Source organism: Shewanella basaltis (assembly GCF_023283885.1).
Classification (GTDB): Bacteria; Pseudomonadota; Gammaproteobacteria; order Enterobacterales; family Shewanellaceae; genus Shewanella; species Shewanella basaltis.
On sequence record NZ_JAKILA010000008.1, the window covers coordinates 36,748 to 62,950 of the forward strand.

Genomic DNA, 26,203 nt, shown 5'->3' on the forward strand with positions numbered 1-26,203 from the left:
AACAGCCACGAGTAAAACGCCCTTAAAATGACAGGATGTTAATGCAATTTACTACCCAATAGCCCTGTCACGTAAAAATTAATTGTAGTGTTTTCCATTCATACAGTAAAAATCTCATCGAGTTCCCAATGTGAATCAACCTCAGTTTTAGTTACAACAGTCTAACAACTAAGTGGCTTCGCTAAAATTAAACTCACCTTAATCAAACAGAAAATGCCCTAGCATAAAAATTCATCCCGCAAAACAGGATGTTAAGAAATTTTATTTTTAACATTCAAAAGTTGTGTAAATAAAGCAAAATTCACGCAGCTCTATGTTTTTTATAGTTTTTAACAGAAAGTGTTCATTTTAGTTAACAATAACCAATGTCATATTTGATTAACTTTTGTGCTTACGATGTTTCAATTGTTGATTAGTTGTATTAAATGTGATTTTATTGCATACGTAATTGGGCGTTTGTGATGATTTTTGTTACTTACTCTCATTGAACTAACGCCTAAAAAGGCGTTAGCATTATAAGAAAGACATAAAGTCCAGGGAGATAGACAATGCATAAGAACGTATTAGCTAAATCAGTGCGTTTAGCACTGATCAGTGGTGCAGCTGCAACTGCATTTGCTGCACCAGCAGTATTCGCTGCTGATGAAGATGGCGCAAAAGTAGAACGTATTGAAGTAACCGGTTCGCGTATTAAGCGTACTGACTTAGAGACGGCCTCTCCAGTAACTGTTATTTCTGCTGAGCAAATGAAGCTGCAAGGCATTCAAGACGTTGGGCAATTCTTACAGAATAGTTCTGTTATGTCTGGTTCGCCAGCTATGACCACTACCAACAATGGTGGTAATGGTGGTACCTTCGTTGAATTACGTGGTTTAGGGTCTGTTCGTACATTGGTATTAGTCAACGGGCGACGTCCAGTTAGTTCAGATTTCCAGAACATTCCAAGCTCAATGATTGAAAGAATAGAAGTGTTAAAAGATGGCGCTTCTGCTACATATGGTGCTGATGCTGTTGCTGGTGTTGTAAACATTATCACGCGTAAAGACTTTGAAGGTTTAGAAGTAAACGCTCAAGTTAAAAACTCTTTCGATGTTAGTGAAAATAAGCAAACAAGTTTTAGTTTGGTAGCAGGTAAAGCATTTGATGTAGGTCACTTAGTATTTGGTGTTGACTATGTTAAACAAGAAGAAGTTTACCAAGGTGATACCAGTATTGATTTTATGAACTACCCTTGGCAAGTATGGGGTGATGAGGCTGAAGAATCATTTTGGAAAAATGGTTTAATAGGCACTGGTGATAACGCTAACGTTATTGAAGTTGGTTCTGGTTCTACTCCATGTGGTAATTTTTACTTAGCTTCAGGCGGTCCTAGTCAAACTAATGGTACTTGTGATGGTGGCATTGCAACTATAGATGACATGCGTGATTATGTTGGTGGTGGTCCTAACAACGATACATATAACTATGCTCCTGTTAACTATTTACAAACACCATATGAAAAACTTAACTTCTTTATAGAAGGTCAGTTTGAGTTAACTGATACTGTCAGAGCTTATACAGAAACTCGTATTAATAAGCGCGAATCACGTCAAGAACTTGCTGCCGTACCTTATGATACTTTGTATGATCCAGCATATAGTGGTGTTACTCCAGATGGCACAGAGTTCAACGGTGTATCTGCTGATAACTATTATAATCCATTTGGTGAAGATGTAGTTCGTTCACGTCGTCGTATGTTAGAGGGTGGCCGTAGTTTCGAACAAGATGTAACACGTTTCCAACAAGTTATTGGATTTGAAGGTGATATTGGAGATAGTTACTACTTTGATGTAAATTATAACTACGGACACAGCCAAATTATATCTACTGACTTTGGTCAGCTATATGGCCCGAACCTAGCGAAAGCTATGGGGCCTTCGTTCATGGATGCTAATGGTAATGTTGTTTGTGGAACAGAAGATGCTCCTATCAGCGACTGCGTTTCTATGAACGTATTTGGCGGTCCAGGTTCTGTGACTCAAGAAATGCTTGATTATGTCACAGCTCCTTTAGTTGATTCTGAAGTATATACTCTTCAAACAATTACAGCATTTATTGGCGGTGATCTTGTTGAACTACCAGCTGGTGCTATAACTGGTGGTGTAGGTTATGAATACCGTGAAGAGGAATATACTGCGCGTTCAGACTCTGGTAAGTTCATGGGTGAAGTTACTGGTAACAAGTCAAAAGGTACCCAAGGTAGCTTTAATGTAAATAGCTTGTTTGCAGAATTCCGTATTCCAGTATTACGTGACTTACCTTTAGTGGAAAGCTTAGAATTACCCGTTGGAGTTCGTTATGATGACTTCTCTGCTTTCGGCGGTAGCACAACTTATCAGTTAGGTGCTGAATGGAAAGTTGTTGATGGATTAATGGTGAGAACAACATATGGTACAGTTTTCCGTGCACCAACAATCTCTGACCTATACGCACCTGGAAGCGATTCATTCCCTTCTGCAACAGATCCATGTAGCTCTGCAAACTGGGGTTCATTAACATCAGCACAGCAAGGTTTCTGTATGGCTGATGGTGTTGCGAATGGTGGTTCAAACAACCTAGATTCACAACAGTTAGCTCAAGTCGGCGGTAATGAAGAGTTACAACCAGAGGAAGGTGATACTTTCACAGTAGGTATCGCTTATTCTCCTAATTTCATCGATGGCTTCGGTATTACTGTAGATTATTGGTCAATCGAAATTGACAATGTAATTGACAGTATCGGTTCTAATGATTCATTAAAAGGTTGTTACTTAGGTGGTATTGAAACGCTTTGTAATAACATTGAACGTACAAATGGTGAGATTTCATATTTAAGTGAAAAGTCCGAAAACTTAAGTCGCATGACAGCAAAAGGTATTGATGTTGATGCTAATTATGCTTTCAGTGCTTTAGCTGGTGATTTTAGCTTGAATCTGTCTTGGACTCATTTCCTAGAACGTGAAAATCAAGTATATAACTCAGATACTTTCACATTCGAAATGCAAGACTTGAATGGTTTATTTGAGAATGATACAAGTTATGCAACAGATAAGATTAATTTTACAGCTAATTACACGTGGGAAGATTTAACTATTGCTTATGCAGCGAATTATATTTCTTCTCTAGATTATGATGAGCTTTTATATTGGGGCACAACTGAAGGTCATACATACACTGTTGACTCGTACTTATATCATGATATTTCAGCTACATACAGCTTCGATACAGGTACAACAATCAGTGTTGGTGTAGAGAACTTTACTGATGAGCAACCACCATATATAGAGCCTGCTTTCAATGGTAATACTGATGAAAGTACCTATCGATTATTCGGTGCTAGCTGGTACGCTCGTTTCACTCAAAAATTCTAACATTGAATTTTAATATAAAAGAGATACCATTCAACAATGGTATCTCTTGTTTTACAAAACCCTAGGTACTTGCTTAGGGTTTTACTTTATAATGGTGCTGAACATTCAACACTGACAGATCCCCTCATTAATCTGATGATATCGTTATATCCTTCAAAACACCTATTCGACAAACAATGCTGTCTTAACCATTGGCAGATCGGTTCTTTTGGATTTAATTCTGGTGAATAAAGTGGCAATTTGAGCACTGATATATTACTAAAGTCTTCGGCTATATCTTCTGTATACCAACCTACGCAATCTATGATAACCAGAGCATATGTATCCGAATGGGTTGCTTCTGAAATTTGCTTCAAGTGTTGCCACATTACTATCCAAAAATTATATGTGATAGTTCATGCATCCTAAAAACCTCTGAACATATTTAATTAACGCTCTAGTATCAGTTCAACTGCAAATCACAAAAGTAACAGATAGAAATTTTTTATCTCAAATATTCAAAAAATATAAATAGTTGATTCAGTGAAAGTAATGATTATAAGTAATTAAAATAGAGCCTTAGGTGCAAGTTTATTTCATTTTTATGTCTAAGATGTTCATAAATTAACCTTTCGTTTACATTGCTAGTCATAACTGCTCTTTCCACATAGTTTTTACGCTTTGCAAATATTGACATAGGTCAACATTTTGTGAAATGATGCGAACGGGTCTACGCCTTTACTGGCGTAGAAAAGGGAAGAAAAACTAACAATCACAAGAAAAAGACACACTTAGCAGAATTAACATTGATAACAAGTTTGTATCATCGTTATTTATGCTTAAGTAGAACTTTTTAATTCACTTCAAATTGGTTGGGAACTATGTCCAAGGTAAGCAATAGAACAAAAATCGCTACTGCACTTGTTGGCGCACTGGCTTTAGCGGGTAGCAACTTCGTTGTTGCAGGTCCTCTAGCTGACGTTCAAAAAGCTGACAGCAGCCTTCACGCTGCATCTGCTGCGTCACAACAGAAAGTCGACAAATATTTTGACCAAGCACAAGACATGCTTTTTGAGTATGGCAGCGTTGCTGACGAGCGTGAGTCACTTAAATCTTATAATGACTACGTTGCAGGCTTGGTAGCTGATCAACAGAAAACGCTTGACGCGATTCAAACTGACATCAACGGCGTTGATAAATTACGTCAAGGTGTTGTTCCGTTGATGTTTAAAATGGTTGAAGCTTTAGATCAATTCGTTAATTTAGATCTTCCATTCAACACTCAAGTTCGTAAAGAACGTGTTGAAAACCTAAAAAATATCCTAAACACAGCTGAGGTTACTCTTGCTGAGAAATACCGTTTGATCCTTGATGCATATAGCATTGAACGTGAATACGGTAACTTCGTTGCGGTGCACACTGGTAAATTAGATCTAGATGGAAAAGAAGTATTAGTAGACTTCTTCAACCTAGGTCGTGTAGCTCTTTATGCACAAAGCTTAGATCAAAAAACTGCCTGGATGTATGACGCTGACGCTAAAACTTGGAACAAGTTAGAAGACAGCTATTTACGTGACATCACTAAAGGTATTCGCATTGCTCGTAAGCAAGGCGCTCTAGATCTATTTGGATTACCAATTCCTGCTGCGGAGACTGCACAATAATGAAGAAGTTAATTACATCAGCGCTAGTGGCTGCAACTTTCTCTTTAACAGCTGGTATGGTTTCTGCTGCTGACGCACCTAAAACTATCGACCAACTGCTACAGCAAGTTAAAGTTGACCGTGCTAACGAAGGCAAAACTAATGCCAAGCGTGAAAGAGAGTTCCAAGCTGAGCGTGGTGACAAAGCTGCTTTATTAAAGCGTGAAAAAGACGCTTTAGCTGCTGAGAAACAACGTGGCAAAGATTTAAACCAAGCTTTCTTAGATAACGAGCGTAAGATTGCTCAATTAGAAGAAGACTTAAAAACTGCCCAAGGCGACTTAGGTGAAATGTTCGGTGTTGTTAAAGGGGAAGCTGGTGATTTCGCTGGTAAACTTGCCTCTTCTAACATCAGCGCTCAATTTCCAGGTCGTGATGCGTTTATCGCTGACTTAGGTGCTCGTAAATCATTACCAAAAATTGAAGAACTAGAGCAATTCTGGGAAGCACAATTATTTGAAATGGTTCAATCTGGTAAAGTCGTTAAGTTTGACGGCGCTGTGACTGCAATTGACGGTAACGTTGTTAATACTGCTATTCACCGTGTTGGTCCATTCAACTTAACTGCAGAAGGCAAGTATGTTGTTTACAAGCCAGAGTTGCGTTTAATTCAACAATTATCGCAACAGCCAGAAGGTTACCAAGTAAGTGCTGTGGCTTCATGGGAAAATACCACATCTGGTACAGCTCCTTTCTATATTGACCCTGCTCGTGGCGTATTACTAAATATCTTCACTAATAAAGCAAGCTTTGAAGATCGTTTAGAAGCCGGTGGTACAATTGGTTATATTATTTTAGCCCTATTAGCTTTAGGTGCGTTAATTGCTGTTGAGCGTTTAATCACTCTTACTGTTATTGGTGGTAAAGTTAACAGCCAACGTAAAAACATTGACAACCCAGGCAATAACGCTTTAGGTCGTATTTTAAAAGTTTATCAGTCTAACAAAGATGTTGATGTTGAAACATTAGAGTTAAAACTTGACGAAGCTATTTTAAAAGAAACGCCTGCTTTAGAAGCGCGTATCTCTATTATTAAAGTGATTGCAGCTATTGCACCAATGATGGGTCTATTAGGTACAGTAACCGGTATGATCGCAACCTTCCAATCTATTCAATTATTCGGTACAGGTGACCCTAAATTGATGGCTGGTGGTATCTCTATGGCGCTTATTACTACTGTTCAAGGTCTAATTGCAGCATTACCGCTAATGTTATTACACGCTGTAGTAGTTGCTCGTAGCAAGTCTATCGTTCAAGTTCTTGAAGAGCAAAGTGCTGGTATTATTGCAGAACATGCTGAGAAGAGGGCTGACTAATGATGCTAATCCTGATGGACGTATGGGATTCCGTCAGGGGCTTCATGGCCTCCGGAGGTGATGTCCTCTGGTTGGTTGCAGCTGTGCTATTTCTTATGTGGGTGTTAATGCTTGAGCGTTATTGGTATCTAAATTGGATATCACCTAAACAACATCAAGCAGTAATTGCCTCATGGGAAGCAAGAGAAGAAACAACTTCTTGGCATGCTCACCGTATCCGTGAAGCTTGGGTATCCCAAGCGAAGCAAGATTTGAATGCACGTATGCTGTTAATTAAAACACTAGTAGCCATTTGTCCAATGATTGGTTTACTTGGTACCGTAACCGGTATGATTTCAGTATTCGATGTGATGGCAGTTCAGGGGACGAGTAATGCTCGTTTAATGGCCGCTGGTATCTCTATGGCCACAATGCCAACAATGGCAGGAATGGTTGCAGCTCTATCAGGTGTTTTCTTTAGCACCCGCTTAGACTCAAAAATGAGAATCAGTTTAGAAAAGCTAAAAGACAGCATGCCTCACCACTAGAGAGAGATTGAACATGGCACGTAAGAAGCATTCCAATATGGAAGAGGAAGCTCAAATTGATATGACCCCGATGCTAGACATCGTGTTTATCATGCTGATTTTCTTTATTGTAACAACATCGTTTGTTAAGCCATCAGGCTTAGACTACAACAAGCCTAAAGCTTCACAGGCTACGTCTAAACCTTCGGCAAACATCTTTATTGGCATCAGTAAAACTGGCGTCATTATGATGGAAAACCGTCAGGTTGATATCGAACGTGTAACTGCTAACGTAGAACGTATGTTAGCAGAAGCACCTGAAGCAGCAGTACTGATTCAAGCGGACAAAGACACCCAGCATGGTTTGGTTGTTAAAGTACTTGATAACGTGAAAGCTGCGGGTATTGACAAAATTTCAGTATCAGCGGGGAATGAGTAATATGCTAAGAGCACTCGTATCAATAATCATTGGTGCTGCAGTGACTTTTGGGCTGTTTGCTTTCATGGCTTTCCTTGTAGGTGGTGGCGCACAGCGCAACGACGAATCAACGGAAACCCCTGTTATTGAAATTACGATGGATAAACAGGATTCGAAGGCACAGAAAAAACCAAGGGTTACACCTAAGCCACCTCCACCACCGGAGCAGCCACCGAAGCCGGATACTACTCCGCCTGATTCATCATCTAATATTGACACCAATATGGCGTTTAATATGGGTGGTATTGAGTCTGGTGGTCCAAGTACTGGTTTCAAGCTAGGCAACATGATGACCCGTGATGGTGACGCTACTCCTATCGTTCGTATTGAGCCACAGTATCCAATTGCTGCTGCTCGAGATGGTAAAGAGGGTTGGGTACAACTTAGCTTTACTATTAACGAGCTAGGTGGTGTTGATGATGTATCTGTTATCAAAGCAGAACCTAAGCGTTTATTCGATCGTGAAGCGATTCGCGCATTGAAAAAGTGGAAATACAAGCCAAAGATTGTTGATGGTAAGCCATTAAAACAACCTGGTATGACAGTACAACTTGATTTTACTTTAGAGAAGGGAGGTAGATAATGCGTAAAGTTACTAGTATCGCTACAGCGTTATTACTTTCAGTCTGTACAAGTGCAATGTTGTCTGGTTCTGCATTTGCAGCTGAAAAGTGTGAGATTGATAAACGTCAATCTCGCGCAGTAGGCGAAAGTGCAGCAAAAAAAGTTCAAAAATCTTTTGAAGCCTACACAGAAGGTAATTTAGACCAAGCAATTTCAATATTACTTGAGGCTAATGCCAAAAACGATTTCGACAAAGCTTATGTCGATCGTATGTTGGGTAACTTCTACGCTGAAAAAGGTCAGATGGGTACAGCAATCAAATACTTAAAGGGTGCTGTAGACGCTGATATTCTTGGTGGTACAGATCATGCTGCAACATTACGTTTGTATGCAGATTTACTACTCCAAGAGAAAAAGTTTAAAGAAGCGATTCCATACTATTACAAATGGATGGACTTTACCTGTAAGTCAGATGCGCAAATGTATCGTCGTATTGGTATTGCACATACTGAGTTAAAAGAGTGGAATAAAGTACTTGAAGTAGCTGATAAAGGGTTATCTTTAGCTGAAGCGCCTGATAAAGGTTTGTATCAGATGAAGTTGACTGCTTACTTTAACCAGAAAAAGTACAAAGATGCCGTAAAAGTGTTAGAAATTATGGTGCCTTTGTTCCAAGACGATAAACGTCTATGGGTTCAGTTAGCTCAGTTTTACTTAATGACTGAAGATTATGATAAATCATTAGCAACATATGATTTGGCTTATAAAAATGGCTTTTTAGAGACAGACGGTAACATTACTCGTTTAGCTCAGTTGTTAGCGCAAAAAGGTTCGCCTTACAAAGCTGCGACTATTTTCGAAAAGCACATGAAGTCTGGTCTTATTGCTGAGAACGAGAAGAGTTTAACGACTCTTGCTGGTTTTTATCATAATGCTAAAGAGTTAAAAGAAGCCGCTTACTATTATGGTAAGGCAGCCTCTGTGAGTGGCAAGGGTGATTTGTTCTTAAAGCAAGGTCGTATCCTAGCTTTAGACCAAAAATTCAATGATGCAATTCCTGTGCTTAAAAAAGCCCTTGATGCAGGTATTGATAACCCTGGTGAAGCTCAATTTGAACTTGCTTTAGCTTACTTGAGTCTCAAAAAGTATAAGTCTGCTTATAATCGTGCAGTGTTAGCTGCTAATGATAAGAAGACTGAGCGTAGTGCAAAGAGTTATATTTCTTATATTAAAGAAAAGGCTCGTATTCACAACATCACGCTTTAAGACTTTCGATGTATTAAAAGCCCCTCTTTAGGGGCTTTTTTATTTTTTGCTGTTTTACAAAAGTGCTCTACTAACTTGTTTTTGGGTTGATACTAAAGGGCACGTAAATTCTCATTTTTGATGTCACCTTGTGTGCAATGGTGTATACCAATTCCGCTCAATATTGTGTCATTTAGTGGCATTCAGTGTTTTTTTGTGAGGTGGTCTATGTAACGAAAGGCTCCTGCTTTGTACTATTTCCTGCGTTCATGTAGTCGACGACAACTTCTCCTGCTTTGTACTATTTTTCTGCGTTCATGTAGTCGACGTCAACTGTTCCTGCCTTGTTCTACCTTCTGCGTCCATGCAGTCGTCGACAATTGCTCGTGAGTTTTTCTACCTCCTACATCCTGCAGTCGTAAGTCACTATGTTATTGAGGGTGTTAAGTCTCCAAATGCGGCTAACATGATCCGCTAAGACTCCCTATTTATTTGTTTAAATGCCTAAAGAGTGCAGTAATGCGCTACAAAATGAACTGTCTGATTGACTCTGATTTCTCACATCATGAATGAAAATACTGTAATACGATAAATTACAGTACTCATTATGTTCATTCACAATCCAACAACCTATAGGTGTTCTTATGTCTATCAAGGCTGTGTAATCTATACTCTTAATCAGTAATGTGTTGATAAGGTTAAAATGTTAACGTCAGTCTTTTCAAGCATGTAAGGTGTTTTATTAACAGGTGAATGATACGTCAAGATAGGCTTTGCAAGTTAAGTTAACCAATAAGAACGGTAAATTGACAGTCTGAAAGGCGTTACTGACCTAGATTAGAGGTTATATAGACTAAATTGTTAATTTGTGTGTATTTTAGCAAGTTTAGTTTCAAGTAGTTCGATGCACAGATACAATACTAAGGTAATTTGATTTCATTTTTAAACGAATTCTCATGCAATACACCTAATAGTGTAAAGCCTTTGTGAATCGACAAACAGAGTCAATATCTGTGGCGAATGTGTTAAGGAATAATAACAATGAATAAAACAATGCTGGCACTTGCCGTGTCATTATTAGTGTCGACTCAAGGGTGTTCAGATAGTGCTCCAACACCTCCATCTAAAGCGACCGAAAGTGTGGCTGCTGCAGTTGTTGAAAAAACAGCTTCTCAACAGTACCTAGATATGGTGGATGCCTTTTTTAACGAGCAACTTAAACTTGAACCTATATACGCAACTTTTGTTGGCGTTAACGATTATAACGATCAGTTTGGTGGTTCATTAACAGAAGAATACTTAACACAGCGTCACCAACTCAATAGTCGTTATTTTGAACTAGCAAAATCGATTGATGTGAGTCAGTTAACTCCTTCATTAAAGCTTAGCTACGACATGTTTGTATATGATCGCAATATGGAACTGATTGGCGAAACATATCCAGAACGTTTCCTCCCGATTAACCAGTTTTACAATACTGTTTTTACTATGGTTCAGCTAGGTACTGGTGAAAGTGCACAGCCTTTTAATACGGTGCAAGATTATAAAAACTGGTTGTCTCGTCTTCGTGGCTTCATTAAGTGGATTTCGTTAGCACAGCAACGAATGGATGAGGGTATTGCCAGTAAAGTGGTTCTGCCAAGAGTGCTTGTTGAGAAAATCATCCCTCAACTTGACGCTCAATTAGTTGATGGTGCAAAAAACAGTTTATTCTATTCCCCTATTAATTTGATGCCGGACAGTTTTACCGCTGACGAAAAGTCAGAATTAGCTAAAGAGTATCAAGGCCTAATTGATAACGAATTATTGCCTGCACTGACTCAATTACGTCAATATGTCAGTGAAACCTATTTAGCTAATGCGCGAGCATCTGATGGGTGGTGGGGCTTACCTAATGGTAAAGATTGGTATCAACATCTGGCTAATAGCCATAGCACTACTACACTCCCTGTAGATGAGATCCATCAAATTGGCTTGTCTGAGGTCGCTAGAATTTTATCTGAAATGGATAAAGTAAGAGAGCAGGTTGGTTTTAAAGGTGATCTAAGCGAGTTTTTTGCGTCGTTATCCTCTGAACCACAATATTTCTTCACTGATAAGCAAGATTTGATTGATGGTTATATGGCCATCAAAGACAAAATAAATGCAGTATTACCACAGTATTTTGATGTAATGCCAAAAGCGGATTACATCGTCAAGCCAGTAGAGGCTTTTAGAGAAAAGTCTGCAGCAGGCGCATCTTATCAATCTCCTGCGGTTGATGGTTCGCGTCCAGGTATTTTCTATATCAACACTTATAATTTAAAAGCTCAGCCTAAATGGGGCATGACTACGTTATCTTTACACGAGGCCGCACCTGGACATCATTTTCAAATAGCTATTAAGCAAGAATTGACAGACGTACCTCAGTTCCAACGCTTCCAAGGCTATACTGCTTTTGAAGAGGGGTGGGCCTTGTATGCCGAATATTTAGGTATTGAAATGGGGGTTTTTAGCGACCCATATCAATATTTTGGTAAGTTATCTGACGAAATGCTGCGCGCAATGCGTTTGGTTGTTGATACTGGTTTACATGCTAAAGGTTGGAGTCGCGAACAAGCGATTCAATACATGAAAGATAACTCCCCTATGGCTGAGTCGGATATCGTTGCCGAAGTCGAGCGCTACATGGCGATACCGGGTCAAGCTTTGTCGTATAAAGTGGGACAGCTTACTATTTTACGATTGCGCGCAGATGCTGAAAAAGCCCTGGGTGATAAGTTTGATTTAAAAGGTTTTCACGATCAATTGCTAACGACTGGCTCGTTACCGATGGCTGTGATGGAAAATAAGATTGCAGATTGGATAAAATCAGAGTCTGCAAAAAAGTGATTTAATGCCATGTGTCATCTTAGTGTCATTATGATAGTGTTATTTTTTATTAAGAATATTTTTTAGGAGCCATGAAATGGTACAAGCAACTGCAAGACATTTACTCGTTAGCACAGAAGAACAATGCAATACGTTGAAACAACAAATTGAAGCTGGTGCTGATTTTGCTGATGTGGCAAAAGCCAATTCATCATGTCCTTCTGGTGCTCAAGGTGGTGATTTAGGTTCATTCGGCCCAGGTATGATGGTAAAAGAATTTGATGAAGTAGTGTTCAGTGCGCCGTTAAATGTGGTTCAAGGCCCAGTCAAAACACAATTTGGTTACCATTTGCTTGAAGTGACTAGCCGTGGTTAATACACCACTGCATTGATTGGTGACAATGGCAGCCTCAAGGCTGCCATTTTTTATACCCATTTGGGGTAAAATTGATTCAGAATTTGTAGGTTCATTATGCAAATACAGCTATATGCCGACAGAGTGCTTCTTCGTAATTTAAGGCATTCCGATTGGAATGATTTTTTACATTTGCATTTAAATGAAGCGGTTAATCAATATATTCGTCCAGTAGAGTCAGAAAGTGCAATAAACACAAAATTTAATCAACGGGTTTCACCTTGGCTATTTGACAGTGGTGAGTGGCTTTCTCTTGCAATAGAGCGCCATGATAACCAGCAATTTGTTGGATTAATTGGTTTTAGGTGCGATGATTTAGCCTTAAAACGCGCAGAAGTTGGCTATCTCATTACACCAAACCAACAAGGCATGGGCTTTGCGACCGAAAGTTTGCGTACTATTGTTGATTGGGGAGCGTTGCAATTTCAAATGCATAAGTTTATTGGTATTTGTGCCAGTAGTAACATTGCTTCTCTTAATGTTCTTCAAAAGGTTGGGTTCATCGTTGAGAGCACATTGCGCCAACACACTTGCATTGAAGGAACTTGGTTCGATGATTGTTATTTAGGATTATTAGCAGCTCAAAGAGAATAATCCTTTGTTTCAAGCTCCTCGATTCAAAATAAATTGTCTGTGGCACTATATTCTATTGGGCATTTGTCACATAATACGTAATACAAGTGAAAACTATTCTCGTTAGCGGATTAAACTTTGATCTATATTTGAGTTTCGAATGCAAAGCTCAGATAAACTTTTAGCCGTTAATTATGTTGTTAAAGGTAAGTGCTACATGAAACTGAGTGAACTCAAAGCTGGAGATCGCGCAATTATCTCTGAAATCGGGCAATTAACATTACCGCAAACGGTAAAGCGTAAATTGTTATCGATGGGCATAACACCCAATACACATTTTTCTTTTATTCGCCGAGCACCAATGGGCACGGGTGTTGAATTAGATTTACGTGGCAGTAAATTATGCATGCGTTGCGATCTGGCCGATATCATTGAGGTAGTATTAACGAATGACTAAACAATTCCATTGCGTTACGGTAGGCAATCCAAACGCAGGTAAATCGACGCTTTTTAATGCCTTAACAGGTGCCAACCAACAAGTGGGTAACTGGTCTGGGGTCACTGTCGAAAAGAAAACCGGCAAATTCACTTATTCTGGCGTTGATATCTCACTCACCGATTTACCTGGCATTTATGACTTATTACCCGCTGGTAACAGCTGTGATTGTTCTTTAGACGAGCAAATTGCTCAAAACTATTTAGCCAATCAACAAGTTGATGCAATTATCAATTTAGTGGATGCCACAAACGTAGAGCGTCATCTTTATTTGACAACTCAACTACGTGAACTCGGTATTCCGATGATTGTGGTTATTAATAAAATTGATGCGGCAAAAAAACTTGGCATTAATATCAATGTAGCAGATATGTCAACTCGCTTAGGTTGCCCTGTTATTGCGATTTCTTCGCGTCATCAAGCCGATGTTGAACAATTACAGGCTCAAATCTTAACTCTGCTGGAGACAAACGATAAAACAATACCATTAGTTTTAGCTTATCCAGATGATATCGAGACAAGTATTAGTGCGTTACAGCAGCAAAATGAGCAACAGAATCTTGCAGCGTTAAGCCGTGGTCAGGCCTTATCTATTTTAGCCAATAGCCATGGTAATGCTTGTGGTACCAGCGAAGTTCAATTGCATGAAACAGTTCAGCTATGTGTTCAACGAGCTGAACAAACAGGTGCTGACATCGAAATTATGATAGCGACAACCCGTTATGACTTTGTTCAAAGCGTGTTTGAATCTTCAGTTAATCAAGGTGCACACATTAGTGCATCAGATCGATTAGATAACGTGGTGCTTCATCCTGTATTGGGTATTCCGGTATTCCTGTTCGTAATGTACTTAATGTTTTTATTCAGTATTAACGTTGGTAATTCGTTTATCGATTTCTTTGATATTACCGCAGGGGCTATATTTGTTGATCATTTTGGTGCTTTATTAGCGTCAATGGGATCCCCCGATTGGCTAGTGACTATTTTAGCTGGTGGTATTGGGCAAGGCATTCAAACTGTTGCAACCTTTATCCCTGTAGTGGCTGCATTATTTTTAGCATTATCTGTTTTAGAAGCTTCAGGTTACATGGCTCGTGCAGCTTTTGTGGTTGACGGCTTAATGCGCCGTATTGGTTTGCCAGGTAAAGCGTTTGTGCCAATGATTGTTGGCTTTGGTTGCTCAGTACCAGCCATTATGGCCACCAGAACGCTAGGCAGCGAGCGTGAACGTATTGTAACGGGCATGATGGCCCCTTTTATGTCATGTAGTGCGCGTCTACCTGTTTATGCGTTATTTGCGGCAGCATTTTTTCCGCAATCAGGCCAAAATTTAGTATTTTTACTTTACATCATTGGCATTTTAGCTGCGATCGGCACAGGGTTATTATTACGTAAAACATTACTACCAGGTACCAGCAGTGCAGTAGTAATGGAACTTCCTAGCTACGAAATGCCTAAAATTAAAGCGGTATTTTCTCGCATGACAAAGCGCACTAAAAGCTTTGTGATGGGCGCAGGTAAAACCATCATTATAGTGGTTACTTTACTTAACTTTGTTAATGCAATTGGCACAGATGGATCTTTTGGTCATGAAGACAGTAAAGAGTCGCTATTAAGTGTTGCTAGCCAACAGGTCACTCCGCTTTTTGCTCCAATGGGGATAGAGCAAGATAACTGGGCCGCGACAGTAGGTATTATTACCGGTATTTTTGCAAAAGAAGCCGTTGTTGGCACCTTAAACAGTCTATACAGCACTTCAAATGGCGACGAAGAAGAAATGTTGTCTATTTGGGACAGTGTTAAAGTAGGCTTAGCGACGATACCAACAAACTTATTGGGTATTGAGCCAGATGATCCTCTTTCTATTGCAATTGCCAGTATTACCGATTTAGACGAAGCAGCTGCAGAATTATCAGTGGATACTTCAACATTTAGTGCTCTTCAGAGTGGTTTTAAGACTCAGCTTGCTGCGTTCTCATATTTGCTATTTATTTTGCTTTATACACCTTGTGTAGCCGCTATGGGCGCGTTAGTTAATGAGTTTGGTGCAAAGTGGGCTCGTTTCGCCGCGATATGGACCTTTTCATTGGCCTATGGCTCCGCAACCGTGATTTACCAGGGCGCCACATTCTCGAAGCACCCGGTTCAGTCTGCCTGTTGGATTGGTTTTTTTGTTATCGCATTAGTTGTTTTTTACATGTGGTTGAGTAAAAAGGGCAGACAAGCACAACAAATTATTCCAGGCATTAGGATTGTGACTGAATAAATAAATCGCTCTATGTGTTGATGAAAACCCAGCTTTGCTGGGTTTTTTTATTACTCATACTAACCCGAATTAATATAGCTCAATCCAGGACAAGATATGTATTAATACCAATCCTTATTAGAATGTGATCTATTTTAGGCTGTGTCACTAGCCCCAGTACAATGAAAATGACTGCAGGTGTAGTCATCTACATCAAAGTTATTTGAAGCCGTAATGGGGTTTGTGACGCAGCCCCGAAGGGCGAATTTATCAGCGTGGTCTTCTTTGTTAGCCTTTCTTAACGTAGTGCACTATGCCCTCAAAAGGCTGCCTCTAATTCCTCACTGATAACTTTCGCTAAAAGAGCATATTCTAATGCGGATTGGTATAATCACCAGGCTGATCAATGCGCCAATAGCTAGCCCATTGCAAGTATTGTTATTGTAGGTGAGTAACGCAGTGAGAAAGATAAAGGGCGGTTAGCAGGGTGTTTGTTATCCAGAGTTCAGATTGATATATGATTACTTAGAATGTGACTGGCGGTTTTGATTAAGGCATTGCTATGCTGTGATGGTTGTTCCCTTTCAGATGGCAATCACGCATAGCAAAAGCGGTTGGTGTATTCTTTTATGGCGAGTGTTGAAGGTTGCCACAAGAGCTACATGACTTTGAAATAGAATAACTATTCATCCATTCATGCATCTAGATTAAGCCCTGTTCAATTCTCGCTGAGTCAATACTCATATAATGCACAAAGGCATTTTAACCATATTGTGATTCTGGCAAGATCCAACAGAAAGAATTGATATTTTTTAGCTATCTGGCTATTTTTTCGGTGCTAGTAGTTGTAACTGCTGAAGAACTGTAGGATCATCTGTTTTTTATTCATATTGCCATTGTGTGCCAAGAGGAATTCCATGAGTCATGTGGACACCGAAGTACGTCCTAGTAACTTCATTCGTAATATCATAGACGAAGACCTAAGTAGCGGTAAGCACAGCCAAGTTCATACTCGTTTTCCGCCAGAACCTAACGGCTTTTTGCATATTGGACACGCTAAGTCTATTTGCTTGAACTTTGGTATTGCACAAGATTACCAGGGGCAATGTAACTTACGTTTTGATGATACTAACCCTGAAAAAGAAGACATTAATTATGTAAAGTCGATTCAGGAAGATGTGCGTTGGTTAGGCTTTCAATGGTCCGGCGATATTCGTTATTCGTCTAATTACTTTGACCAATTGCATCAGTATGCAATTGAGCTTATCAATAAAGGCCTTGCTTATGTGTGCTTTCTCACTGGAGAGCAGACTCGTGAATATCGTGGCACATTAAAAGAGCCAGGTAAAAATAGTCCTTATCGTGACACATCCCCAGAAGAAAACCTCGCGCTGTTTGAAAAAATGCGTAAAGGTGAATTCAAAGAGGGTGAATGTGCTTTACGCGCAAAAATTGATATGGCATCACCATTTATGTGTATGCGTGATCCGGTTATATACCGTATTCGTTTTGCACATCACCACCAAACGGGTGACAAGTGGTGTATTTATCCAATGTACGATTTTACTCATTGTATCTCAGATGCGATTGAAAACATTACTCACTCAATTTGTACTTTAGAATTCCAAGATAACCGTCGTTTATACGATTGGGTATTAGATCATTTAGATGATTTTCAAGCGCCAAATCGTACAAGACAATATGAATTTTCTCGTTTAAATCTTGAATACACTTTAATGTCAAAGCGTAAGCTGAATGATTTAGTGACTCGAAAATTGGTTGATGGCTGGGATGACCCACGTATGCCTACGATTGCAGGCTTGCGTCGTCGCGGTTATACCCCAGCATCTATCCGTGAGTTTTGCTTACGTATTGGTGTAACTAAGCAAGAAAACTTAGTTGAAGTTGGTATGTTAGATGCGTGTATTCGTGAAGAATTAAATGAGCATGCACCGCGTGCAATGGCAGTTTTAAGACCGGTAAAAGTCATTATCGAAAATTATCCTAATGCACAGCCTGAAACCATTTCTGCTCCTGCTCATCCAAACAATGACGCTATGGGTACTCGTGAGTTGTCTTTTGGCCGTGAGCTTTTTATCGATGTTGAAGATTTTAAAGAAGAGGCTAACAAGCACTTTAAACGTCTTGTATTAGGTAAAGAAGTTCGTCTACGCAATGCGTATATTATCAAAGCTGAACGTTGCGACAAAGATGCCCAAGGCAATGTAACAACCATTTACTGTACTTACGATGCTGATACGTTAGGTAAAAATCCTGCGGATGGACGTAAAGTTAAAGGTGTCATTCATTGGGTTGAGGCTACAACAGCAAAACCTGCTGAGTTTCGTCTTTATGATCGTCTATTTACTCAGGAAAACCCAGCCGGATTCGAGACTGTTGATGAGGTGTTAAATCCACAGTCTTTAGTTGTGGTGCAAGGTTTGGTTGAACCGAGCTTAATTAACGCGCCAGCAGAGAAAGCTTATCAGTTTGAGCGAGAAGGTTATTTTTGCGCAGACAATAAAGATTCGAGCAGTGATCATCTTGTGTTTAACTTAACCGTTCCACTTCGTGATTCTTTTGCGTAATGAATTTTTAAACAGTACGATTAAAAAAGGCGCCTTGGCGCCTTTTTTGTTTGCAGCATTCATTTTATTGCATCATTGGGCCAAATCCCACGCTCCATAAAATCACGCTAGAAGCCATCAAGGCAACGAGTAATACTAATCCTGCGGTTACAACAGAGCTTGCGTAGATAAACCCTTTTTCTTCAGGAATATTCATAATAATGGGAACGCCTGCATACAATAAGTATACAGAGTACGCTAAGCCTATTAAGCCGACCACCATCATGAACCACAATACGGGATACAATGCTGATAAACCGACCATAAACAGTGGGGTTGCAGTATAGGCTGCTAATTCCAAAGCTTGGGTATAGGTTGGGTTAGCGTCAAAAGTTCTTCCCATCCAAAATGCTAAATATGCTAATGCCAGCACGCCAATGATTAAGCCAAAGTACATTCCGATAGACATAAACAGTGCGCTTTTGGAGGTGAGAAACATTGCCTCACCGACGCCGGGATGCCAACCAATATGAGCCGTAGCAAAGTAAGAGCAAATTGCGGGAATGAGTGCGATGAGTAACACATGACTCAAGCTACTTTTTAGTGCTTCGTGGTTTTGTTCAATTGTTTGCCACTCTTGTTTAGGATGAGTGTAGAGCCCCATTAAGTGATTTAATACCATTATAGTTATCCTTGTTTAGCATTCTTGACCTAGCTCGCCAAACAACAGGCGAACTGACTACAGCTCTTTATCAATCGCCTTAATCAGTTCACTTAACTAAACAACTGGCTAATGTAAACGAAACAATGTGGGTGTTTACTACCAATTGCTAAGTTTAACCTCATCCCAACTAGAGGTCTCTTTAAGGAGATTGGACACACTAAGTTAATGTTGACCCTAAATAGAATGTTAATTTACGGTTAAATCACTTGGTGTGTAGTCTATTTATTGAACATAAATACGCTTTCGTCAAGTTCTATTACGTTTTGAGCTTCAGAAAAGATCGTCAAAAAGGTAAAATTATCATCAGATTTTTTCAGGATTTATGATCTTATGCAGCAATTACTTGAACCCATTAACCAATTTTTAGGTTGTGAAACGCCAGACAGTTGGGTTGCACAAGCTAAAAAACCAGAGCAATTATCATTATTGCTCATTGATCATTGTAATTGTGAGCTAAAGGCAGCTCAAACTGCAATGGCGATGATCCGTAAGTATGCCATTGATAAACAAAGCGCCAGAATTTTGCTTAATTGGGCTAAACCCTATGAAGATTTTGTTTATAACCAGCGTGGGGATATCAAGTCCTTTTTGTCTCGTGAAATGAAGAAAAATGATATTACCAGTGAGCTTGTTGCTAGCCAGGTGTTGCCTATAAGCACAGACTTATTGACAAAAATGGTGCGATTAATAAAAGAAGAATTTCACCATTTTGAGCAAGTATTAAAAATCATGAGTGACAGAGGCATTGAATATAGCAATATTCGGGCTGGGAGTTATGCAAAACGACTCATTAGCCATGTACGCACACATGAACCATTAACCATCGTTGATAAATTGATTGTTGGGGCATTTATCGAGGCTAGATCTTGTGAACGTTTTGCTAAGTTAGCTCCTCATTTAGATGATGAGCTCAGCAAATTTTATGTGTCGCTACTGCGTTCTGAAGCTCGGCATTATCAAGATTACCTCACACTTGCAGAAGCCGTTTTTGAAGGGGATATCAGCGAACGCATAGCATATTTTAGAGAACAAGAAGCTGCATTGATTTTAGCCGAAGATAATGAGTTTCGTTTTCACAGTGGGATCCCTGTTAGTTGTTAACTCAGCAGGGAACACTGGCTTATGAAGTGAAGGGCCTTTGTTGTAATTCACATCCTTGCGCACTTACCGATAGCACACTACCTTGGGTGTACCAATCGCCAACGACAATGCGCTCTTTATGTTCTGCTAGTTGATGAATATCTGGCCTATGGGTATGGCCATGGATCATTCGCCTACAGTCAGTCGTTGCTAATAGGCTATCAACTGCCGATGGTTCAACATCCATGATTTCATATTGTTTTTGTTGGTTGCCTTGTACACTTTTTTGACGAATTTTTGCTGCAATGTTTAATCGCGTTTTTTTCGGTAGTAAGTGAGCATATATCCAACGAACCGCTCCAATACTCCTAAAGCGTCTAAAACGTTGATAAGCTTCATCGAGTGTGCAAAGGCTATCACCATGCAGAACGACAGTTCGAATCCCATATAAATTAATGCAATGGACTTCAGGTAAGATCTGCATACCAGCCTGCTTGCAAAAAGTGCGACCTACCATAAAATCGCGATTGCCATGTGTAAAATACACAGGCATTAATCTAGAGACGGCTTTAATGGCTTTGGCAATATCTTGAGTAAAGGGCTCTGCAATATCGTCACCCATCCAAACCTCAAACAAATCGCCAATAATGTATAACGCCTCGGCGTCTTTTAAGCCATAGGCTAAAAAGTCTAAAAATGCTTGGGTGATATCGGGGCGATCAGCACTTAAGTGCAAATCGCCCACAAAGACAGTGCGCTTCAAAATTATGCTTTTACGCTAACATTATTGATAACGACAGCTTCTAAAGGGACATTTTGGTGCATACCGCGGTTACCAGTGGCTACCGCTTTAATTTTTTCCACAACATCCATACCTTCTACGACTTCGCCAAATACACAGTAACCCCAACCTTGAGTTGTTTCTGATTTAAAGTCTAAAAAGGTGTTGTCGTTGATGTTAATAAAAAATTGCGCAGTAGCAGAATGCGGATCCGATGTGCGAGCCATAGCAATAGTGCCTTTGCGGTTTGATAAACCATTGTTGGCTTCATTTTTTACTGTTTCATTGCAACGTTTTTGCGCCATGTCTTCGGTAAAACCGCCACCTTGGATCATAAAGCCATCAATAACACGGTGAAAAATGGTGCTGTCATAAAAACCTTCATCAACATATTTCATAAAGTTAGCAACAGTTAACGGTGCTTTTTCTGCATCAAGTTGTAAAGTGATGTCGCCAAAATTTGTGTGTAAAGTAACCATTGGTATTCGCCTAATATAAATAAGTTGCGCGATTCTAACTTATCTTGATTGCAGCTTAAAGTGCAGTGTTCAAAACAGTCCACATCATGCTAGACTCGACATTAGTATTTACCTTTATAAATTAGTGTAAAAGAGAACTTTCGATGTTGAAAATTTACAATAGTATCAGTCGTGAAAAACAAGAATTTAAACCAATAACTCCAGGTAAAATTGGCATGTACGTGTGTGGCGTGACAATTTACGATTTATGTCATATTGGTCACGGACGTACTTTTGTTTCATTTGACATGATAGTGCGTTATTTACGTTATGTTGGTTACGAGGTTAATTTTCAGCGCAATATTACCGATGTCGATGATAAAATCATCAAACGTGCTGCTGAAAATAATGAGTCATGTGATTCGCTAACAGAGCGTTTAACCGTTGAGATGCATCGCGATTTTGATGCGTTAAATATGTTGCGTCCCGATTTTGAACCTCGTGCCACTTTGCACATGCCAGAAATTATTGACATGGTGCAATTATTACTCGATCGCGGCCATGCCTACGTAGCCCCTGATGGTGATGTGCTCTTTAGCGTTGCTTCTTACAAAGATTATGGCCGTTTATCCGGGCAAAACCTCGACCAGTTGCAGGCTGGCGCGCGAGTTGAAGTGGATCAAACTAAACAAAATCCAATGGACTTTGTATTATGGAAAATGTCAAAGCCGGGTGAACCTACATGGGAGTCACCATGGGGCCCTGGGCGTCCTGGTTGGCACATTGAGTGTTCAGCAATGAACAGCAAACATTTAGGCGTACATTTTGACATTCATGGTGGTGGCAGTGATTTACAGTTCCCACATCATGAGAATGAAATTGCTCAGTCATGCTGTGCTCACGATACACCTTACGTTAACTACTGGATGCATTCTGGTATGGTGATGGTCGACCGTGAGAAAATGTCTAAGTCTTTAGGTAATTTCTTTACTATTCGTGATGTGCTTGAACATTATGATCCAGAAACCGTGCGTTACTTTTTATTGTCTGGTCATTACCGTAGCCAACTAAATTATTCAGAAGATAACTTAAAGCAAGCTCGTGCAGCACTAGAGCGTTTATATACTGCCTTTAAAGATTTAGATTTAACCGTTGCCCCAGCAAACGCAGAGCAATATGTGGCTAAATTTAAACAGGCTATGGATGATGACTTTAATACTCCAGAAGCGTATTCGGTGCTATTTGACATGGTACGTGAAATCAATCGCCTTAAATTAACAGATATGGCAGCTGCATCAGCGCTTGGTGTTAGCCTTAAGCAATTAACTGACGTCTTAGGTCTTGTCAATCAAACACCTGAAGCTTTCTTTAAAGGTGAGGGCAGCGATGATGAAGTGGCTGAAATTGAGGCATTAATTGTTGAGCGTAACCGCGCTCGTACTGAAAAGGATTGGCCTGCAGCTGATGTCGCCCGAAATCGTCTTAATGAACTTGGGGTGATTTTAGAAGACGGCCCAAGCGGCACTACGTGGCGCAAAAAATAGTTACAGGTAGTCTTCGAGATAGTCATAAACAAAAGCCTGCAAGTTGCAGGCTTTTTTAATGTTTTACCGTTGGTTTAACCACGATAAGTTAGCTGTGATATTGCTCACAGGCATAAAGGGTATTTTCTAAAAGACTGGCAATCGTCATGGGACCGACGCCGCCAGGTACAGGTGTAATAAAGGCTGCATGTTGCGCCGCCACATCAAATTCTACATCACCTACTAAGGTGCCATCGTCTAAACGATTAATACCCACATCAATAACAATTGCCCCCGGTTTTATCCACTCACCAGGAATAAAGCCCGGTTTGCCCACAGCAACGACCAATAAATCTGCTTGACGCACTTTTTGCTCTAAGTTTTTTGTAAAACGGTGGCATGTTGTTGTGGTGCAACCTGCTAAAAGTAATTCTAATGTCATTGGACGACCCACAATATTTGATGCGCCCACCACAGTGGCATCTAATCCGTAGGTATCGACACCAGTGGATTTAATTAAAGTCATGATGCCCATTGGGGTACATGAGCGCAGTACGGGAATACGTTGCGCTAAACGTCCTACGTTATATGGGTGGAATCCATCAACATCTTTATCTGGACGAATACGTTCAATGACCTTAGAGTCGTCAATATGATCAGGCAATGGTAATTGGACTAAAATGCCGTCTATTTGAGGGTTGTTATTGCATTCATCTATTAGGGCTAATAATTCGGCTTCGGATGTGCTGGCATCAAGATCAAAAGATTGCGATTTAAATCCGACTTCCTCACATGCTTTGCGTTTACTGCCCACATATACTTGCGATGCCGCATCACTGCCGACTAAAATAACAGCCAGTCCTGGTACACGAAGGCCTGCTTCTTTACGAGCGTTTACCTTGTGTTTGAGAGTACTTCGAATTGATTGTGCAATGGCTTTACCGTCAATAAGTTGAGCAGTCATGGCTGTAGAGTTTCCTTTGAATGACGCAGGTTGAGGCTGATGAATAAAACGGTGTGTATTCTAACAGGCGATTAAAAGAGTGTCATTTGCTAGACAGGGAAATACAGTGAATAAACTATTCGCGCTATGATGCTAATCACTCTTTTTGCTGCTAAATTCAGCATATAAACAATTAGTACAAAAAAATCGTTGACGATAACAAAGTGACTCGTTAAGATGCGCTCCGTTCTTGAGACAAGATGATGATAACCACAGTGTTTAATCGTTAAAGAACACAACTCGGTGATTAGCGCAGCCCGGTAGCGCATCTGCTTTGGGAGCAGAGGGTCAGAGGTTCGAATCCTCTATCACCGACCAAATTCAATTATTTGTTTCAGTCAATCACTAAACAAATAATCAAACAAGTGTTAAACTTGTTTAGCCAGACAGGAAGCAGCATTATTGTTGCAACATGCGCCCGTAGCTCAGTTGGATAGAGCACCCGCCTTCTAAGCGGGTGGTCGCAGGTTCGAACCCTGCCGGGCGTACCATTTCAGTGGTGATTGTAGCTCAGTTGGTAGAGTCCCGGATTGTGATTCCGGTTGTCGTGGGTTCGAGCCCCATCAGTCACCCCATTTTTCTTTTATGAAACCATGTCAGTGCAAAAAAATGCCTGCTGGCAGTCTTTAAAAAAGAACCCTTCCGATAGTTTATTTCAGTTGTTGCATCACAGAGTAATTAGCACATTAAACGTGCAAACACGTCAAAATGGCTAGAACTGGTCGGTTTTATCGCTTAAATCGGCCTTTTCAGGCTCGACTATGCGAAAAACGGTGGCTATAATGTCGCGTCTTGATAAATATCAAAAATAAGCTACCTGAACCAACAGCGTCTTCAGCATCATTAATTTCGCTGTGCTGGCGGCCTTAGCTAAACACACGGTCAAGAAACGAATATCAAATAGTTGAGTTGTCGACTATTACAAAGAACGTTAGACATATTTCGAGGTAAAACAATGCAAGTTTCTGTTGAAACAACTCAAGGCCTAGAGCGTCGCCTAACTATTTCTGTACCTGCTGAGCAAATCGAGAAATTGGTTAAAGACAACGTATTACGTGAAGCAAAACGTGCTCGTCTTCCTGGTTTCCGCCCTGGTAAAGTACCAGTCTCTGAAATCAACAAGCGTTACGGTAAAGCCATTCGTCAAGACATCACTGGTGAAGTGATGCAACGTAACTTTATTGAAGCAATCGTCGCTGAAAAATTAAACCCAGCAGGTGCACCAGTATTTACACCTGGTACTACTGAAGGTGACACTTTCCAGTTTGTTGCGACATTCGAAATCTACCCAGAAGTAACGTTAACTGGTTTAGACACTATTACCGTTGAACAGCCAAAAGCTGAAGTTAACGATGCCGATGTTGACACTATGATTGAAACGCTACGCAAGCAACATGCAACTTATGCAGCTGTTGAGCGTGAAGCCGCTGATGGCGACAAAGTGAAAATGAACTTTGTTGGCTCAATCGACGGCGAAGAGTTTGAAGGCGGCAAAGCTGATGATTTCGAACTTCAAATCGGTTCAAACCGTATGATCCCTGGTTTTGAAACGGGTGTTGTTGGCCATAAAGCCGGTGAAACGTTCGATATCGAAGTGTCATTCCCAGAAGATTACCACGCTGAAAACTTAAAAGGTAAAGCGGCTAAATTCGCGATTACGTTAACTGAAGTTCAAGGTGCCAGCTTACCAGAAGTGAACGACGAATTTGCTTCACTATTTGGTATTGCTGAAGGCGGTTTAGAAGCGCTTAAAGCTGAAATCCGTAAAAACATGACTCGTGAGCTAGAGCAAGCGCTTAAAGCTAACGTGAAAGAGCAAGTGATTACTGGTTTGTTAGCGGCTAACGACATCGTTATCCCTAAAGCATTGGTTGATGGTGAAGTTAACGTATTACGTCAACAAGCTATGCAACGTTTTGGCGGTCAAACTGAAAACATGCCTGAGCTACCAGCTGAATTATTCACTGAACAAGCAGAGCGTCGTGTGAAGATTGGTTTGCTATTAGGCGAAGTCATCAAAACAAATGAGCTAAAAGCTGAAGAAGATCGTGTTAATGCATTGATCGAATCTATGGCTTCTGCGTATGAAGATCCATCTGAAGTTGTTGCTTATTACAACTCAAATAAAGAACTCATGCAAAACATGCGCAACGTTGCACTTGAAGAGCAAGCTGTTGAAGCCCTACTAAAATCAGCTAAAGTGACCACTAAAGACGTCGCTTTTGAAGAATTTATGAACAAGGCTACAGGCAGAGCGTAAGCTAAGCTTGACTTAACAAGGCGTTCGCCATTTATAATGGCTCGTATG

At 40.2% G+C, this 26,203-nt stretch carries 20 protein-coding genes, 3 tRNA genes and 1 pseudogene; 19 read left to right on the forward strand and 5 right to left on the reverse strand.

Features of this window, described 5'->3' with window-relative positions; translation table 11 throughout:
- The first annotated feature begins 548 nt into the window (after positions 1 to 548).
- A complete protein-coding gene (locus L2703_RS07855; RefSeq protein WP_248970558.1) occupies positions 549 to 3,389 on the forward strand; it encodes a TonB-dependent receptor domain-containing protein in 2,841 nt (946 codons plus the stop codon).
- A gap of 134 nt (positions 3,390 to 3,523) precedes the next feature.
- Here the strand turns inward: L2703_RS07855 and L2703_RS07860 are convergent.
- Positions 3,524 to 3,757 (reverse strand): annotated as a pseudogene (locus L2703_RS07860) (transposase); the annotation flags it as partial.
- 492 nt (positions 3,758 to 4,249) lie between these two features.
- Here L2703_RS07860 and L2703_RS07865 point away from each other — a divergent pair.
- The 12 genes from L2703_RS07865 (at position 4,250) to glnS (ending at position 18,347) form a co-directional block, all read left to right on the forward strand.
- Positions 4,250 to 5,032 carry a DUF3450 domain-containing protein gene (locus tag L2703_RS07865; protein ID WP_248970559.1) on the forward strand — a complete coding sequence of 261 codons (783 nt, stop codon included), beginning with the start codon at positions 4,250 to 4,252 and terminating at the stop codon, positions 5,030 to 5,032.
- The gene (locus L2703_RS07870) at positions 5,032 to 6,387 is read left to right on the forward strand and encodes a MotA/TolQ/ExbB proton channel family protein (protein ID WP_248970560.1); all 1,356 of its coding nucleotides are present in this window, start codon (positions 5,032 to 5,034) and stop codon (positions 6,385 to 6,387) included. Before L2703_RS07865 ends, L2703_RS07870 begins: the two co-directional genes overlap by 1 nt.
- Positions 6,387 to 6,914 (forward strand): MotA/TolQ/ExbB proton channel family protein, encoded by a 528-nt coding sequence (locus L2703_RS07875; protein ID WP_011638074.1) that lies wholly within the window; start codon positions 6,387 to 6,389, stop codon positions 6,912 to 6,914. The genes L2703_RS07870 and L2703_RS07875 overlap by 1 nt, the downstream gene beginning before the upstream one ends.
- Before the next feature lie 13 nt (positions 6,915 to 6,927).
- Positions 6,928 to 7,332, forward strand: a complete 405-nt coding sequence (locus tag L2703_RS07880) for an ExbD/TolR family protein (protein WP_188739792.1) — start codon at positions 6,928 to 6,930, stop codon at positions 7,330 to 7,332.
- A gap of 1 nt (position 7,333) precedes the next feature.
- The gene (locus tag L2703_RS07885; protein ID WP_248970561.1) at positions 7,334 to 7,954 is read left to right on the forward strand and encodes an energy transducer TonB; all 621 of its coding nucleotides are present in this window, start codon (positions 7,334 to 7,336) and stop codon (positions 7,952 to 7,954) included.
- Positions 7,954 to 9,201, forward strand: coding sequence for a tetratricopeptide repeat protein (locus L2703_RS07890; protein ID WP_248970562.1), 1,248 nt, complete (start codon positions 7,954 to 7,956; stop codon positions 9,199 to 9,201). Before L2703_RS07885 ends, L2703_RS07890 begins: the two co-directional genes overlap by 1 nt.
- A gap of 1,020 nt (positions 9,202 to 10,221) precedes the next feature.
- The gene (locus L2703_RS07895; protein ID WP_248970563.1) at positions 10,222 to 12,051 is read left to right on the forward strand and encodes a DUF885 domain-containing protein; all 1,830 of its coding nucleotides are present in this window, start codon (positions 10,222 to 10,224) and stop codon (positions 12,049 to 12,051) included.
- A gap of 76 nt (positions 12,052 to 12,127) precedes the next feature.
- Positions 12,128 to 12,406, forward strand: a complete 279-nt coding sequence (locus L2703_RS07900) for a peptidylprolyl isomerase (protein WP_248970564.1) — start codon at positions 12,128 to 12,130, stop codon at positions 12,404 to 12,406.
- A 96-nt stretch (positions 12,407 to 12,502) separates the two neighbouring features.
- Positions 12,503 to 13,039, forward strand: a complete 537-nt coding sequence (locus L2703_RS07905; RefSeq protein ID WP_248970565.1) for a GNAT family N-acetyltransferase — start codon at positions 12,503 to 12,505, stop codon at positions 13,037 to 13,039.
- A 196-nt stretch (positions 13,040 to 13,235) separates the two neighbouring features.
- The gene (locus tag L2703_RS07910; protein WP_248970566.1) at positions 13,236 to 13,475 is read left to right on the forward strand and encodes a FeoA family protein; all 240 of its coding nucleotides are present in this window, start codon (positions 13,236 to 13,238) and stop codon (positions 13,473 to 13,475) included.
- The gene (gene feoB / locus L2703_RS07915; RefSeq protein ID WP_248970567.1) at positions 13,468 to 15,780 is read left to right on the forward strand and encodes a Fe(2+) transporter permease subunit FeoB; all 2,313 of its coding nucleotides are present in this window, start codon (positions 13,468 to 13,470) and stop codon (positions 15,778 to 15,780) included. Before L2703_RS07910 ends, feoB begins: the two co-directional genes overlap by 8 nt.
- Positions 15,781 to 16,676: 896 nt before the next feature.
- The gene (gene glnS / locus L2703_RS07920; RefSeq protein WP_248970568.1) at positions 16,677 to 18,347 is read left to right on the forward strand and encodes a glutamine--tRNA ligase; all 1,671 of its coding nucleotides are present in this window, start codon (positions 16,677 to 16,679) and stop codon (positions 18,345 to 18,347) included.
- A gap of 64 nt (positions 18,348 to 18,411) precedes the next feature.
- Here glnS and L2703_RS07925 read toward each other — a convergent pair whose 3' ends face one another.
- Positions 18,412 to 19,008, reverse strand: a complete 597-nt coding sequence (locus L2703_RS07925) for a Yip1 family protein (protein ID WP_248970569.1) — start codon at positions 19,006 to 19,008, stop codon at positions 18,412 to 18,414.
- Positions 19,009 to 19,380: 372 nt separating this feature from the next.
- Between L2703_RS07925 and miaE the strand changes: the two genes are divergently transcribed.
- Entirely contained in the window at positions 19,381 to 20,151 is a 771-nt protein-coding gene (gene miaE / locus L2703_RS07930) for a tRNA isopentenyl-2-thiomethyl-A-37 hydroxylase MiaE (RefSeq protein WP_248970570.1), read from the forward strand.
- 19 nt (positions 20,152 to 20,170) lie between these two features.
- Here miaE and L2703_RS07935 read toward each other — a convergent pair whose 3' ends face one another.
- Together L2703_RS07935 and L2703_RS07940 are read right to left on the reverse strand one after the other, a co-directional pair.
- Positions 20,171 to 20,893: a UDP-2,3-diacylglucosamine diphosphatase gene (locus tag L2703_RS07935; protein ID WP_248970571.1), complete on the reverse strand. Its 723-nt coding sequence runs from the start codon at positions 20,891 to 20,893 to the stop codon at positions 20,171 to 20,173.
- 2 nt (positions 20,894 to 20,895) lie between these two features.
- A complete protein-coding gene (locus tag L2703_RS07940; protein ID WP_248970572.1) occupies positions 20,896 to 21,390 on the reverse strand; it encodes a peptidylprolyl isomerase in 495 nt (164 codons plus the stop codon).
- A 143-nt stretch (positions 21,391 to 21,533) separates the two neighbouring features.
- Between L2703_RS07940 and cysS the strand changes: the two genes are divergently transcribed.
- The gene (gene cysS / locus L2703_RS07945; protein WP_248970573.1) at positions 21,534 to 22,913 is read left to right on the forward strand and encodes a cysteine--tRNA ligase; all 1,380 of its coding nucleotides are present in this window, start codon (positions 21,534 to 21,536) and stop codon (positions 22,911 to 22,913) included.
- Between the two features lie 88 nt (positions 22,914 to 23,001).
- Here cysS and folD read toward each other — a convergent pair whose 3' ends face one another.
- Positions 23,002 to 23,856, reverse strand: coding sequence for a bifunctional methylenetetrahydrofolate dehydrogenase/methenyltetrahydrofolate cyclohydrolase FolD (gene folD / locus L2703_RS07950; RefSeq protein WP_248970574.1), 855 nt, complete (start codon positions 23,854 to 23,856; stop codon positions 23,002 to 23,004).
- A 280-nt stretch (positions 23,857 to 24,136) separates the two neighbouring features.
- Here folD and L2703_RS07955 point away from each other — a divergent pair.
- The 4 genes from L2703_RS07955 to tig all read left to right on the forward strand — a co-directional run bounded on the left by L2703_RS07955 (position 24,137) and on the right by tig (position 26,155).
- Positions 24,137 to 24,213: transfer RNA gene (locus L2703_RS07955), tRNA-Pro, on the forward strand.
- 96 nt (positions 24,214 to 24,309) lie between these two features.
- Positions 24,310 to 24,386: transfer RNA gene (locus tag L2703_RS07960), tRNA-Arg, on the forward strand.
- Positions 24,387 to 24,394: 8 nt separating this feature from the next.
- A tRNA-His gene (locus L2703_RS07965) sits at positions 24,395 to 24,470 on the forward strand.
- Between the two features lie 380 nt (positions 24,471 to 24,850).
- Positions 24,851 to 26,155: a trigger factor gene (tig, locus tag L2703_RS07970; protein WP_248970575.1), complete on the forward strand. Its 1,305-nt coding sequence runs from the start codon at positions 24,851 to 24,853 to the stop codon at positions 26,153 to 26,155.
- Positions 26,156 to 26,203: the final 48 nt, after the last annotated feature.

Bases quoted from the DNA above. Each gene is read 5' to 3' on its own strand.
- L2703_RS07855 (WP_248970558.1), top strand. From the start codon at position 549: ATGCATAAGAACGTATTAGCTAAATCAGTGCGTTTAGCACTGATCAGT.
- L2703_RS07865 (WP_248970559.1), top strand. From the start codon at position 4,250: ATGTCCAAGGTAAGCAATAGAACAAAAATCGCTACTGCACTTGTTGGC.
- L2703_RS07870 (WP_248970560.1), top strand. From the start codon at position 5,032: ATGAAGAAGTTAATTACATCAGCGCTAGTGGCTGCAACTTTCTCTTTA.
- L2703_RS07875 (WP_011638074.1), top strand. From the start codon at position 6,387: ATGATGCTAATCCTGATGGACGTATGGGATTCCGTCAGGGGCTTCATG.
- L2703_RS07880 (WP_188739792.1), top strand. From the start codon at position 6,928: ATGGCACGTAAGAAGCATTCCAATATGGAAGAGGAAGCTCAAATTGAT.
- L2703_RS07885 (WP_248970561.1), top strand. From the start codon at position 7,334: ATGCTAAGAGCACTCGTATCAATAATCATTGGTGCTGCAGTGACTTTT.
- L2703_RS07890 (WP_248970562.1), top strand. From the start codon at position 7,954: ATGCGTAAAGTTACTAGTATCGCTACAGCGTTATTACTTTCAGTCTGT.
- L2703_RS07895 (WP_248970563.1), top strand. From the start codon at position 10,222: ATGAATAAAACAATGCTGGCACTTGCCGTGTCATTATTAGTGTCGACT.
- L2703_RS07900 (WP_248970564.1), top strand. From the start codon at position 12,128: ATGGTACAAGCAACTGCAAGACATTTACTCGTTAGCACAGAAGAACAA.
- L2703_RS07905 (WP_248970565.1), top strand. From the start codon at position 12,503: ATGCAAATACAGCTATATGCCGACAGAGTGCTTCTTCGTAATTTAAGG.
- L2703_RS07910 (WP_248970566.1), top strand. From the start codon at position 13,236: ATGAAACTGAGTGAACTCAAAGCTGGAGATCGCGCAATTATCTCTGAA.
- feoB (WP_248970567.1), top strand. From the start codon at position 13,468: ATGACTAAACAATTCCATTGCGTTACGGTAGGCAATCCAAACGCAGGT.
- glnS (WP_248970568.1), top strand. From the start codon at position 16,677: ATGAGTCATGTGGACACCGAAGTACGTCCTAGTAACTTCATTCGTAAT.
- L2703_RS07925 (WP_248970569.1), bottom strand. From the start codon at position 19,008: ATGGTATTAAATCACTTAATGGGGCTCTACACTCATCCTAAACAAGAG.
- miaE (WP_248970570.1), top strand. From the start codon at position 19,381: ATGCAGCAATTACTTGAACCCATTAACCAATTTTTAGGTTGTGAAACG.
- L2703_RS07940 (WP_248970572.1), bottom strand. From the start codon at position 21,390: ATGGTTACTTTACACACAAATTTTGGCGACATCACTTTACAACTTGAT.
- cysS (WP_248970573.1), top strand. From the start codon at position 21,534: ATGTTGAAAATTTACAATAGTATCAGTCGTGAAAAACAAGAATTTAAA.
- folD (WP_248970574.1), bottom strand. From the start codon at position 23,856: ATGACTGCTCAACTTATTGACGGTAAAGCCATTGCACAATCAATTCGA.
- tig (WP_248970575.1), top strand. From the start codon at position 24,851: ATGCAAGTTTCTGTTGAAACAACTCAAGGCCTAGAGCGTCGCCTAACT.